The sequence below is a fragment of the Paenibacillus sp. sg306046 genome (genome assembly GCF_059821225.1).
On record NZ_JCAMRT010000010.1, the window covers coordinates 25,196 to 38,055 of the forward strand.

The following is a 12,860-nucleotide window of genomic DNA, read 5'->3' on the forward strand; positions in this document are numbered from 1 at the left end:
TTAAGTCTTTTATTTGGGCATTGAACTAAAGGAGGAACTGACGTTGATCTATGATTGTGTCATTATTGGTGGAGGACCTGCCGGTTTAAATGCGGCGCTTGTGCTTGGGAGAGCCCGGAGGAAGGTGGCCTTGCTGGACAATAACGAGCCGAGAAATAAAGTGACGCATGCTTCACACGGCTTTTTGACCCGGGATGGCGTAACTCCATCCGAATTCCGGCGTATCGCTTACGAGGAAGTGCTGCGGTATCCGTCCGTGGAGCATCGGGTGGGGAAGGCGGCGGATATTCAGCGGAGCGGCGATACCTTTACTCTGAGTATGGGGGACGGGGAAAGGCTTGAAGCGCGCAAGGTGCTGGTGGCGACAGGTCTCCGCGAGGTGCTGCCGGACATTCCGGGTCTGCGTGAATGTTATGGAACGAGCTTGTTTAATTGCCCTTATTGCGACGGATGGGAGCTTCGGGATCAGCCGCTGATCGTTGTCTCGACACAGCCGAGTGTATTCCATCTGACGAAGCTGCTCTATAACTGGAGTCAAAATCTGGTTATCTGCACGAACGGGCAGGCGGTGCTGAGCGAGGAACAGAAGCTGCTGCTGCAAGCGAGACGGATCGAGGTGACCGAGCAGGAAGTGGCCGCGTTTATCGGCGAAGCAGGGAAATTGCGGCAGGTGGAATTCGCTGACGGGACCCGCATTGAGCGAACGGGCGGGTTTGTTGCTCCTGAATGGCTTCCGCATGCGTCCTTTGAAGCGTCGCTGCAGTATGAAGTGAACAAGCTGGGCGGGATTGCCGCCGATGAGTGGGGCAAAAGCACGGTTCCGGGCTTGTACGCCGCAGGGGATGCCGCTTACGTGATGCCTTCTCAGCTGATCCTTGCCGCCGCAGCGGGCAGCAGAGCGGCTGCCGCCATTAATTTGGAGCTGACGGAGGACGATTTCGCTTAACGAAAACGGAGCGCGGACGTTCGTGGCTGATCTCGCAGGGAGCCGTGTCTGGAGGGCAGCCGGTCAAATCGTCTATGCCGCCGCCGGATAATCCATTCAGCTTTTTGCTTGCGGCAGGTATATTTTAAGATAATCGAATGTATAAGTTTTCAGCGGAGCTGAAGAATTCGATTATCGCAAGAAAAGCAACCGCGAAAACACGGATGCAAGTATACCAGCCAGGCAAAGGAGACTTCTAGCATGCTGATTCAGACGAGAACGATTCAAGCGAAGCCGGGACATGCCGATACAATCATCGAGCGATTCAGTCGGCCGGGTGCGATGGACAAGATGCCCGGCCTGCTCGATATTAGCGTCATGGTAAATAAACGCAGCAAGGATATGGATGAGGTTTTGGTCATGATTCGCTGGGAATCGGAGGAAGCGTGGAAAAACTGGGAACGAAGCCCGGAGCATATCGAGGGGCATCGCAACCAGAAGGATCGCACGCCTCCGGACTTTGTCATTAGCACCACTGTTAATATGTATGAATTGAAAGCAGCGCGCGTCGGTCAAGCTGCCGGTTCCGAAGCTTAGCGAAAAGTTACAGATAGCCAAACACCCCTTACTCCAGAACGGGGAAGCCGTCATGGCTTCCGACTCGTTCGGAGGAAAGGGGTGTTAGAGCTTGCTCATGAGACTAAGGCATCAACCGATTTCGTTTCTTTAATTCGCAATAAACTCCTGCACCCAAACGCCATTGTAGTAAGCAACGCCGATTTTCGTATAGTTCGGGCTCATTATATTTTGCCGATGGCCTGCACTGTTCATCCAGGCAGTCATAACCTCTTGCGGATCACGTTGTCCTTTGGCGATATTTTCGCCGGCGTATGAATAGTTAATGCCATAAGTTTTCATCATATCAAATGGAGAGCCGTAAGTCGGCGACGTATGATCGAAATAATTGCGGCTGTACATATCCTTCGCTTTATCCAGCGCCATATTGGCAAGCGCCGGGTCGCTCGTCAGCGGCGACAAGCCGGCTTTGGCCCGCTCGGCGTTCACGATTGTCACCACTTGCTCAGCGTAAGCAGAGGCCGTGTCTGTACCGGACGGCGCGCTTGGCGCTGCCGGCGCTTCTGTGCCTCCTGCCGGCGTTCCCGGAGCCGTTCCCGTGTCTGGCGTCGGCGTTCCGGCGTCAGAGCCCGGAATAGAGCCGCTGTCCGGCGTTCCGGCGTCAGAGCCCGGAACGGAGCCGCTGTCCGGCGTTCCAGCGTCAGAGCCTGGAACGGAGCCGTTGTCCGGCGTTCCAGCGTCAGAGCCTGGAACGGAGCCGCTGTCCGGCGTTCCGGCGTCAGAGCCCGGAACGGAGCCGTTGTCCGGCGTTCCAGCGTCAGAGCCCGGCGTCACCGGAGCAGGCGTATAGCCCCCGAAGAAGCCGCCGCCATACAAGTCTTGCAGGCCCGGATAATTGCCTTGCAATTGCGGGCATACTATGCGAAGGTTAGCGCCTTGAACGTGTTGAAGCAGCTCGTTCAGCGACAATCCGTACGTTTGCTGAAGACGGTTCGCGATGAGATCCTGTCCGATCGGAGCAGTCGTCGGCGCTGCAAAGGCAGAGCCTGCTCCAGCAACGACACTAATGGCGAGCGCACCTGTCAAAACGGTTTTTTTGAAACGCATTACATCCATCCTCTCCTTATGTTGGCCTGCGAGGTTAGCTGACGGGTTCGGGTCAAAGAGCAATCACCCGGCCGCAGATGCGGCTTCACCCCTGAATCGTGGGTTCCCCGCGCTTCTTACAGAAGCTTCGGCCTTTCGTTTAGTTTTGTCCGCCCGAACTGGCCCAAGCGAGCCGTTCGTTGCGGTTGCCTCATAGTAACATGATCCACAAGGCGAAGCATCCCGTAAAAGTTTCCATGTTAAAATTTACAATACGTTCAAAATTGAGAAAAGCAGGACTGCGCCTATACGTTTTTAGACCTAAAAAAGCCGAAACTCCGCGTCAAAACGCGGAAATTTCGGTTTTTTTCGTTGAGGATTTCCGAGCTTCAGGGGGACGATTGTCCCTGACGGATTGCGATTTATCCGGGGGCTTCCAGATGTGGAAACCGCGTGTCCCATTTATTGGTGAAGACATCGAAGTAAATTATGGTATAATGGAAAAAATGTCCTGAACTTTGTCGAATTATGTAAACTGACGGCGGTGCAGCGACATTTGTTTTGGCCGCAAAGGGGGAGGATACTCGCAACACGTTAGATCCCTTTAAAATCTATTTTATATTGGAGGAACCGCATCAACATGGACAAGAAAACCGGTATGTCGTTTTATGCAAAAAATCTGCTGCTTTCATCGATCAACATTGTCCTGATTGGGGCGCTTCTGATTATCTCCAGCTACTTTATTCAGAAGTCGATACTGATCAAGCAGCTTCACAACCAGATCGAAACGGTTACCGCAGCCTGGTTCAAGCAAATTGACATTGGCAAGGTACAGAAAGCCATGCAGGAAAAAAGCTATGACGGCCCTGTGCAGGCCGAGCTGCGCGATTTGATGGATTCGGCGAGCAAGTACAATCCGACGATTGCCCAAGCCTATATTTTCGGCACGGAGCTGAAGGACGGGAACAAAACCTCCATCACGGCGGTGCCGACGCATCTGGTGCAGCCGTTGAAGGAGGGGAATTTGGGGATTGGCGATATGTACGAGCAGCCGCAGGTCGTCGTTGATACGGTGACCAAAATGCTGGCCTCGCAAAATTCCGAATTTTCCACCGTATATGACGACACGCTCGGCACCTGGGTCACGATTGCTTATCCTTTGAAGGACAGCAGTGGCCGTATCTTTGCTTATTTTGCCGTTGATGCGGATGCTTCTGCCGTTCCAAATGGACTCAAGACGCTTCTTACATACGGGTTGTTGATTTTGGCCGGTTCGCTTGTGCTGATCCTGCTTGTGCAGTTCTACATTGTCAAACGCACGCTCTCGCCGATCAAGGAGCTGATTCGGGGAATCGAGCAGGTGAGTGCGGGCAATCTTGACGTGGAGATCAAGACAGGGCGCGATGACCTCGGGATTATCAACGATAAGTTTAACATCATGACCCGCAAGATGAACAATACCATTGTGAAGGTTCAGGAGCTGTCTGTCCAGGTGGCCGATTCGGCGAAGAGCCTCTACTCCACGATGGAAGAAAACAATCAGCATGCCGAAGCGATCAATGAGCATATCAAAATGATAGCCGACAACATCAAACACCAGGAAAGCTCCAGCACGGAAAGCTCACGGGCCATTTCCGAAATTTCCGGCGTTATCCAGACGATTGCCCACAGCTCCTCTGGCGTAGCCGACGAAGCAAACGACGTGGAGCGCAAATCGTCGCAAGGAGATATGGCGGTGCAAGACATGGCTGAGCAAATGAAAGTGATCGACCAGTTTGTAAAGGACACTTCGGCAACCGTCGGCCTGCTGGATCGCCGCTCGCAAGAAATCGGCAACATTCTCGGTCTGATTACCGGTATTGCCAATCAAACGAATATGCTTGCCTTGAATGCCGCCATTGAAGCTTCGCGCGTCGGCGAGCATGGCCGCGGATTTTCAGTCGTTGCCGGCGAAGTGCGCAAGCTGGCCGAGCAATCCCATCAGTCCGCCGATCAGATTTCAGCGTTGATCAAGGAGGTGCAATCCGAAATTCATCAGGTTGCGCAATCCATGAGCCATGGCACAGAGGTTGTGGGGAAGGGCATGGTTATGGCTGAAGAAACGGGCAGGCTGTTCTCCGAAATTTTGACCTCCACGAGAAAGGTATCGCTGCAAATTCAGGACGTCTCCAGCGCTGCGCAGGAAATTTCGGCAGGTGCTGAAGAAATTTCGGCGACTGCGGACGAGCTGAATGTAGCCGTAAGCAAAACAGCTTCGAACGCTAATGAAATTACGCACTCTATTGATGAGCAAAAGCACCATCTGCAAACGATCGTCGAGTCTTCCAACGTGCTGTCTTCGTCCGCTGAAGAACTGCATGAGCTGATTAAGCAATTTAAAGTGAAGAAACTCTGAAAGGTGAGATCGGTGTAATATGATCCTAGAGACAAAACAATCGGATAACAGGGAAGAACTAGAACTGGCGCTGCTTCAGATTCCTTTGGATGTTGATCGCTCCCTCAGAACCTATACGTATGCTCACAGCGAAATCAAGCTTCCTTCCGACTTCGTGGATACGTGGTCCGATCAGGCCATGACCGAAGAGGATCAATTACTTGTCTTACTAACCGCTTATATCTCATTACTTTACCGGTATTCGGGAGAGCATGAGTTTGTAATCGGCACAGCTACGAATAAATATGCGGCGATAACTCTGCAGGTTTCATTGGAGGAAGCCCGAACCTTCCGTGACGTGAAGCAGCTTATACGCCGACAATTGCTGGAGCCGTCTGCCAATGCGGGGGCCGGGAGACCTGAAACCTTCCTCAGCCTGAACCGCAAGGTGGCGGATGCAAGAAACCAGCTGCTCGGCTGGGAGCTGACCGGCGGTGACGGCGAGCTTGCGCTGCGCTTGGAGTACGATGCTTCTTTATTGCAAGAAAAAAGAATTCAGCGGTTTAGCGAATCTTTTTTCAAGCTGGCTACAGCTGTCCTGCAGGATGAAACGCTGAGCATTGGAAATATGGATATTTTGTCAATCGGCGAACAGGCCATGTATGCCGAATTGAATGATACGGCCTTCAACTCCCCGCAGGGCATGACGTTTCACCGGATGTTTGAGCAGGCCGCGGGCGAATTTCCCGAACGTCCCGCCATTTCGGCCGCTGCGGAATTATACACGTACCGGGCGTTGAATGAACGAGCTAACCGGATCGCGCATCGACTGCTGGCCAGCGGGCTGCGCAAGGGCGATTTCGTCACCATCTTTATGGAGCGCAGTCTGGACACGATTGTATGCCTGCTTGGGGTGATGAAAGCCGGAGGGGCCTACGTGCCGCTTGACCCTGAATATCCGGAGGACCGCATTCGCTATATTGTGGAGGATACGAAAATCGCCTACATGCTGACCAAAGCGGCGTACCTGGATCGGGCCCGCTCGCTTACGGATAACCCGGATACGGAAATCCGCATCCTGTCGGTGGACACGGATACCGAGCTGAGCGGCTATCCGGCGCATAACCCGGAGGTGGAGGTGCAGCCTGAGGATCTGGCGTACGTGATCTACACGTCCGGCTCAACGGGCAACCCGAAGGGCACGATGCTCGCGCATGACGGAGTGGTCAACCTGGGAGCATTTATCGTCGATCAGTTCGCAATAACGGAGCGCGACGTGTTGACTCAGTTTGCTTCCTTCAGCTTCGACGCTTCCGTCTGGGAAGTCGTAAGCGCGCTGTTTTGCGGAGCGCATCTGTACCTGCTGTCAGCCGAAGAGCGCGTTTCGGTCGAAGCCTTCGCCTTGGCCGTCGAACAGGTGCAGGCGACTGTCATTCCGGCTGTGCCTACCGTGTTTTTCAATCAGATGGCCGTTCGGCTGTCGGAGGAAGGCTTCCGCAAGCTGAGCGGGCTGCGCAGCGTCATGATTGCAGGCGAAGCGCTGTATGGCGAGCAAGTGCGGACGTTCCAGCACAAATCCGAGTACCGCACGGACATCTACAACTTGTACGGGCCGACGGAATGCACGGTCGGGACGACGTTTCATCGCGTCGCCAAGCCGTTCCCGGAAAAAAGCACCCATATCCCGATCGGAAAGCCGAACGGCAACTACAAGGTCTACATCGTGAACCGCGAGCTGCAGCTTTGCCCGGTGAACGTGCCCGGAGAGCTGTTGATCGCCAGCGTCGGGCTGGCCAAGGGATATCTCGGGCAGCCGGAGCGCACGGCTTCGGCGTTTATTCCGAGTCCCTTCGAGCCGGGCAAGCTGGTGTATAAATCGGGAGATATTGTGAAGCTGCTCGAAGACGGCACGATTGAATACGTGACGCGTCGCGACTCGCAGGTGAAAATTCGCGGTCACCGTATTGAAATCGGCGCCATCGAAGATGTAATGTCCAAATTTCCGAATGTGCAGGATACGGCGGTCATTGCGGTCAAGGAGCAGAACGGTCAGCAGGCGTTAGTCGGCTACTATACGTCCAAGGACGGCGAGCTGCTGTCCGGGGCCGTGATCCGCACGTTTTTGCATGAGAAGCTGCCGGCCTACTATGTGCCGAAATGGCTGACCCAGCTCGATGCGATGCCGCTTTCTCCGACAGGCAAGGTTGCGCGTAAAACGCTGGCTTCCTACGAGCTTGTGTCGGGCGAAGAGCTGACGCCGTTTGTCGCCGAATTGCAGCCGCATACGGCCGCCCAGAAGCGGGTTGCGGCAGCCTGGGAGCGCATCCTGAACCGCAAGCAGCTGCATATTACGGACGACTTTTTCCAGATTGGCGGGGATTCGCTGGATTTGCTGCAAGTGCTGGTGCTGCTGAAGCCCGATTGCCGCCAGCTGACCATCCAGGACTTGTTTCACGAAAAAACGATGGAGCAGCTGGCTGCCCGGATGGAGCAGCTCGAACAGCTTGAGCAGCTTGCCCAGGACAAGCCGGTTGCGTCGGAGCAGACGAGCGACAAATTCCTGAAAATGCTTGAGGAATATCCAGGCATACCGGGGACAAGCGCCGATTACGCCGCCGGTGCAGAGCCTAATTGCGTGCTGCTGACGGGAGCTTCCGGTTATCTGGGCGCGCATCTGCTGTACGAGCTGCTGAAAAAAAGCCGCGCACGCGTCATTGTGCTGGTCCGCAAGCAGCCAGGGCTGTCCTCCGGTACAAGGCTGCAAAACGTGATGAAGGCGTATTTCGGCGACAGCTTGCTGGAGTTAATGAATGAGCGGGTGCAGGTGCTGGAAGGCGATCTGGAGGCTCCGCAGCTTGCATTGGCACAGGCCGACTGGGAGCGGCTGCAGCGCGAGACGGATGCTGTCATCCATGCGGCGGCAGATGTCAGGCATTTCGGCAGCGCGAGCCAATTCGAACAAACCAATGTGAGAGGCACGCTGCATCTGCTGGAGCTTGCCGAATCCAAGCCAGGCGTCAGATTCCACCACATCTCGACCATCGGCATTCCGGAGGAGCTGGCTTTGTCCGGTCAATGGGAAACGGTGGAAAGCCGGGATGCATACCCGGATGAACTGCAAGTCGACAATGTATACACGAACAGCAAGCTGGAAGCCGAGAAGCTTGTGTTAGCCGCAGCGGCAAGAGGACTGGCTGTCAGTATTTATCGCCCGGCGAATCTGACCTGCCATTCCGTGACCGGTAAATTCCAGACCAATATCGACAGCAACGCGTTTTACCGGATGATCAAAGCGATGCTGCTGCTCGGCAAGGCTCCGGAGGCCGACTGGTACGTCGATTTCACGCCAATTGACTACGCCAGCAGCTCGATTGTCGAGCTGGCGCTCCGTCCTGAGGCGATCGGCCATATTTTCCATATTTGCAATCCGAAGCCGCTGCTCTATGCGGATTTGATCGACTATGTGAATAAATGCGGCTATAACGTCGAAACGCTGCCATTTGACGACTATACGGCATGGCTGCTGGACAAGAGCAATCAGCATAACGCCGAAGCGCTCGGGCTTGCGATGGCTCAGCTGGAAGGCGACGGGGCCAAGGATTCCCCTTATGTGTACGGCAGCGAGCGGACGTCCTTATTCCTGGGCAGCGACAGCTTGCCTTGCGCAGCGTCCGATCTTGCCTTTATTCAGAAAATGATTGCGTACGCTGTGTATATCGGCTACTTCCCGGTACCGCAGCAGCGTGTACAAGCCTCAGTGCTGGCGTAGCTTGCCAAGAGCTTTGTCCGGATGGCCTGATTTCGGGCTGTCCGGACAAAGCTCTGTGCTTATGCAGCTATAATTCATGAATGATTTGTAGGTATTATCGGATATATAATCGGTGTAACACTTCATCGTTCATTAAATGAACAGTGAATTGATCCTCCACACGGTTGAACCCGTAGGATTCTTGGCTAGTTCACGCACGCAGACCATTTCTGTTTTGTGCAACTGCCAAGTCAGAGGCTAGACCAATAGCCCGTCCTAGATCAGAGCCTCTAGCTATCTAGGCTGATCGACTGTTACCATCGACCACAGGTTGATGCAGGATATTCATGGCTCCAACTCGGTCACGGTGGGCCTTAAAACCGCAGAAGCATTGGTACGTTCGGTTCTTGGCGTGTTTACGATTTGTTCTTGTCGTCTTTCGGATGTTAGCTTAGGGAATGCGCCAGCCCCTTCTGCTTGTTCCGTTAGCGCGTTGACCGTCTTCACGTATTCATGGCCCATTTGAATCAACACGGAGGTATCACTCGGAAATATGCGGATTTGAACGGTTACGGTTTGCAGATTGTCACCCCCGTGCTTTCGGTTCAACGTAGCGTTTGATGGCTTTGGACGACACGTTGCCGGCTGTACGAACGAAACAGGAACGCGGCCAGAGACTAAGCAAACAACTTAAGTGCTTGAATGGTGGGTGGAAGCAGTCATTGTTCTCAGACAGAGAATCTGTTGGCACTTGTCTCATGAGCTGATTGTACCAGTTAATGTAGCAACTGCAACGAGAATTTAATAAAAAAGCAGGACGACTAAGAACCGGAAGACACTTTGTCCTGAGCCGATTCACTTCACTCCTGAAGGCCGGGGCAAATTCTGCTGACTGTTTGTAATGTTTAGCCGATAGGACATCTGAAGACTCCTGATTCCCTCATGTTGTATGCGAAGAGGAGCGGGAGTTTTTTGCATCGTCCGACCGGAAGCTGGAGGAGGCGAATGAACGAAAACAATTGGGGTACATTGAAGTAATTGGAGAAATCAATTACAGGAAGGCGCGAATTGGCTCGAAAAGAATAGCTGTCCAACTTGTACAGGCATGATGGCGGTTGAGGAGGATAAAATACGATCAGCGCGCAGCATGGGGGCTAATGAATGGCAAATTTTGCGTCATGTGATCGTCCCGGCGACGGTGCCGTATATGATTACCGGCATTCGGCTCGCGATGGGAACTTCGTATATGGCGATTATCGGGGCGGAGATGATTGCGTCCAATGAAGGGGTCGGGTTAGTTTGCCTCGGGATGATGGGCTTCTGCACGGACCGGCTGTTCGGCTGGCTTGGCCGCAAAACGTTGTCCCGCTTCGGCGTGGTCAGCTCAACCGGTCAGTGGAGATAGCTGCGACGCAGGCAAGCGGTTGTCTTGCAGGAAAAAATGATCTCGCGCGAATGGAACGGCTTGCCGTCAGGGGAGCCGCTTTCATTTACCGGAGACGTAAGCGGTTGCTCAACATTTGCCGCTCTTGGCAGTTGCCTGTTTTTTGCCGCGTGTGCTATTCTAACGTACAGTGTCGGTTGCTTGATACGAGCTTCCGGCATTGGAGCGGAGATTGCATACCTAGAGAGAAGGCGCACAAGTTATGAGCATGCAACAGCAAGCCACGCGGACAGCGGCACCGAATGCAGCGGCAAACGGACAAGCGATGCCGGTGGCGAAGAAAGACAAATTTCCAATTGCACTGCTGTCATTGACCGCCGGGGCGTTTGCCATCGGGATGACAGAGTTTGTGATCATGGGGCTATTGCCCAATGTCGCACAGGACCTGCAGGTAAGTATTCCGCAAGCGGGACAGCTTATTACAGGCTATGCGCTGGGGGTGGCGATCGGCGCGCCGGTGCTGGCGCTGGCGACCTCCCGAATGCCGCAGAAGCTGCTGCTGTGCATTCTGATGGTGCTGTTTATTATCGGCAATCTGGTTGCGGTTATCGCGCCGAGCTATATGGTGCTGATGGCGTCGCGGTTATTTACTTCGCTGGCGCACGGCACGTTTTTTGGCGTAGGATCGGTCATCGCCGCCAATCTCGTCGCTCCGAACCGCCGGGCTGCGGCTGTGTCCGTGATGATGGCCGGGCTGACGATCGCCAATGTCATTGGAGTTCCGTTCGGCACGTGGATCGGCCAGCAGATGGGCTGGCGCGCATCCTTTGCGGCCGTCGCCGTGATGGGTGTCATTACGCTGCTCGGCATCATCGCGCTTGTGCCGAAAATTCCGCTGGACGCCTCCTCCTCCAGCCCGATCCGGCAGCTGCGGGCGCTCGCTCAGCCCAAGCTGCTGATCATGCTGCTGGCTGGCGCGGTCGGGTGCAGCAGCTTGTTTGCGGTATTTACGTATATTGCGCCACTGCTGCAGCAGGTAACCGGCATGGCCGAGCAGCACGTGACCTGGGTGCTGGTCCTGTTTGGCATCGGCGTCACGATCGGCAATTTGCTGGGAGGGAAGCTGGCCGACTGGAAGCTGATGCCGACGCTGATCGGCGGTTTTCTGCTGTTGGCGTTGACGCTGATTTTGCTCGGAGCGATCGCTCACCTGACGCTGTTTGTCGTCGTGACGGTTTTCATCTGGGGCATCGTGTCCTTCGCGGTGCTGCCAGGCTTGCAGCTGCGTATTATGACGCTGGCCAAGGATGCGCCGGCTCTGGCGTCTACGTCGACCCACTCCGCCTTAAATGTGGGCAACGCCGGAGGAGCATTTCTCGGCGGGGCGGTCATCACGCACGCAGGCCTTGCGTATTTGCCATGGGCCGGGGCGCTGCTTTCACTGGTCGGCTTGCTGATCGCCGTGGCGATATACCGCTCGGATAAGCGGAATGGGACGTAGTCCGTCGGTTGTCTAAGGAGTTCGCTTTAAAAATAAAGACCTCAAGCTCCACATGACGTGGAATTGAGGTCTTTATTTAACTATGACGATTGGATGGAAGCAGGTGTCAGAAGAACATAAAGTCCTAGACTGATAGTTAAAGTGTTAGACTGAACGGAATTCAGCGAACGGGCGGGATAACGCAACAAACGCTTGATTTATATTGAATTTTCAGATTATAATGAAGTAAATATTCGGTATGTGCGACTGGCGTAAACGTGGAGAACCACGAGGGAGCACATATTTCATAGGCCGTACGCCTGGGCAAAGTATTTGGTCTTAGACCGAATGCTTTTATTTAATTTTGGGAGCTGATGATATGGAACAGGTGCGGCAAGCAAGACATGTAGCGGTATTAATTTTTGAACAGGTTGAACCTTTGGATTTTGCAGGACCATTTGAAGTTTTTATTGCTGGAAGTAATCGAGGACAAGACTTCAAAGTTTACACTGTGGCGGAAAAAGACAGTCCGATCGAAGCATTGGGAGGTCTAAGCATTAATCCGGCTTATACGATCGCTAACTGTCCTAAGCCTGATGTATTGGTGATTCCTGGAGGTTGGGGTTCAAGAAAGGAAATGAACAATGAAACAATTACGAGCTGGATTCGAGAAATATCCAATGATGTAGAAATTATCCTGTCCGTCTGTACTGGAGCCTTAATTTTAGCAAAGGCCAAATTATTAGATGGTTTAAAAGTAACAACAAATCGTTTGGCTATGAATGAATTAAGGGATGTTGTACCTGCTTCTACTGAAATAGTTGAAGAAGCTCGCTACGTTGATAATGGGAAAATTGTATTATCCGCTGGAGTTTCCGCTGGCATGGATGCTGCGTTGTATGTTGTAGAAAAATTACTCGGCGAAGATAGAGCCATAAAAACTAAAAATATTATGGAGTATGATTGGAAAAGAGATTCAACTAACGGGGACGTTAGTTGAATAGCCAGCGACAGTCTAGGACTTTATTTTCTCGTCCTTAGCTGTCGCTGTTTCAATTTCCGGAGTCATTCTAAAACTTATTATATGGAATGTAACAATTTGACGATTCGAAAAGCCGCGTGGAAGTCCAGTCCACTACATCTATTTCCTGCTGACAACAGGGGGACTTTGTTTGTTTTTTCGTCCAATGCTGCTGAAGACGGGAGACATTCCGCCTGGTTGGGCGGTCGGTCGCTGCGGTCGCTGGCAGTGGCGGCTCCGGATATGCTATGTTTAGCGGTAAAGGG

At 53.4% G+C, this 12,860-nt stretch carries 8 protein-coding genes, 2 pseudogenes and 2 riboswitches; of the genes and pseudogenes, 7 read left to right on the forward strand and 3 right to left on the reverse strand.

All coding sequences use genetic code 11. The annotated features are described in order from the left end of the window. The first annotated feature begins 43 nt into the window (after positions 1–43). The gene (locus AC6ROY_RS12120) at positions 44–946 is read left to right on the forward strand and encodes an NAD(P)/FAD-dependent oxidoreductase (RefSeq protein ID WP_500100707.1); all 903 of its coding nucleotides are present in this window, start codon (positions 44–46) and stop codon (positions 944–946) included. Between the two features lie 240 nt (positions 947–1,186). Then, the gene (locus AC6ROY_RS12125) at positions 1,187–1,522 is read left to right on the forward strand and encodes an antibiotic biosynthesis monooxygenase (protein ID WP_500100708.1); all 336 of its coding nucleotides are present in this window, start codon (positions 1,187–1,189) and stop codon (positions 1,520–1,522) included. Between the two features lie 129 nt (positions 1,523–1,651). Here the strand turns inward: AC6ROY_RS12125 and AC6ROY_RS12130 are convergent, their stop codons facing one another. Further along, positions 1,652–2,608 (reverse strand): CAP domain-containing protein, encoded by a 957-nt coding sequence (locus AC6ROY_RS12130; protein WP_500100709.1) that lies wholly within the window; start codon positions 2,606–2,608, stop codon positions 1,652–1,654. Positions 2,609–2,616: 8 nt separating this feature from the next. Further along, a riboswitch (cyclic di-AMP (ydaO/yuaA leader) is annotated at positions 2,617–2,751 on the reverse strand. A gap of 476 nt (positions 2,752–3,227) precedes the next feature. Here AC6ROY_RS12130 and AC6ROY_RS12135 point away from each other — a divergent pair. Both AC6ROY_RS12135 and AC6ROY_RS12140 read left to right on the forward strand, forming a co-directional pair. After that, positions 3,228–4,982, forward strand: coding sequence for a methyl-accepting chemotaxis protein (locus AC6ROY_RS12135; protein WP_500100710.1), 1,755 nt, complete (start codon positions 3,228–3,230; stop codon positions 4,980–4,982). A 19-nt stretch (positions 4,983–5,001) separates the two neighbouring features. Beyond that, positions 5,002–8,730 (forward strand): non-ribosomal peptide synthetase family protein, encoded by a 3,729-nt coding sequence (locus AC6ROY_RS12140; RefSeq protein WP_500100712.1) that lies wholly within the window; start codon positions 5,002–5,004, stop codon positions 8,728–8,730. 277 nt (positions 8,731–9,007) lie between these two features. Here AC6ROY_RS12140 and AC6ROY_RS12145 read toward each other — a convergent pair whose 3' ends face one another. Continuing rightward, on the reverse strand, positions 9,008–9,154 hold the full coding sequence (locus AC6ROY_RS12145; protein ID WP_500100872.1) for a zinc ribbon domain-containing protein: 147 nt from the start codon (positions 9,152–9,154) through the stop codon (positions 9,008–9,010). 141 nt (positions 9,155–9,295) lie between these two features. Continuing rightward, positions 9,296–9,412: pseudogene (locus AC6ROY_RS12150) on the reverse strand (IS200/IS605 family transposase); the annotation flags it as partial. Positions 9,413–9,802: 390 nt separating this feature from the next. Here AC6ROY_RS12150 and AC6ROY_RS12155 point away from each other — a divergent pair. The 3 genes and pseudogenes from AC6ROY_RS12155 to AC6ROY_RS12165 form a co-directional block, all read left to right on the forward strand. Further along, a pseudogene (locus tag AC6ROY_RS12155) lies at positions 9,803–10,114 on the forward strand (ABC transporter permease); the annotation flags it as partial. A 304-nt stretch (positions 10,115–10,418) separates the two neighbouring features. After that, the gene (locus AC6ROY_RS12160; protein WP_500100874.1) at positions 10,419–11,594 is read left to right on the forward strand and encodes an MFS transporter; all 1,176 of its coding nucleotides are present in this window, start codon (positions 10,419–10,421) and stop codon (positions 11,592–11,594) included. A 232-nt stretch (positions 11,595–11,826) separates the two neighbouring features. Next, a riboswitch (ZMP/ZTP riboswitch) is annotated at positions 11,827–11,906 on the forward strand. A 46-nt stretch (positions 11,907–11,952) separates the two neighbouring features. After that, the gene (locus AC6ROY_RS12165; protein WP_500100713.1) at positions 11,953–12,573 is read left to right on the forward strand and encodes a DJ-1/PfpI family protein; all 621 of its coding nucleotides are present in this window, start codon (positions 11,953–11,955) and stop codon (positions 12,571–12,573) included. Positions 12,574–12,860 lie beyond the last annotated feature (287 nt).

What these genes read in the sequence shown, in the direction of transcription:
- AC6ROY_RS12130 (WP_500100709.1), bottom strand. Translation starts at nt 2,608, where the DNA reads ATGCGTTTCAAAAAAACCGTTTTGACAGGTGCGCTCGCCATTAGTGTC.
- AC6ROY_RS12125 (WP_500100708.1), top strand. Translation starts at nt 1,187, where the DNA reads ATGCTGATTCAGACGAGAACGATTCAAGCGAAGCCGGGACATGCCGAT.
- AC6ROY_RS12135 (WP_500100710.1), top strand. Translation starts at nt 3,228, where the DNA reads ATGGACAAGAAAACCGGTATGTCGTTTTATGCAAAAAATCTGCTGCTT.
- AC6ROY_RS12165 (WP_500100713.1), top strand. Translation starts at nt 11,953, where the DNA reads ATGGAACAGGTGCGGCAAGCAAGACATGTAGCGGTATTAATTTTTGAA.
- AC6ROY_RS12140 (WP_500100712.1), top strand. Translation starts at nt 5,002, where the DNA reads ATGATCCTAGAGACAAAACAATCGGATAACAGGGAAGAACTAGAACTG.
- AC6ROY_RS12160 (WP_500100874.1), top strand. Translation starts at nt 10,419, where the DNA reads ATGCCGGTGGCGAAGAAAGACAAATTTCCAATTGCACTGCTGTCATTG.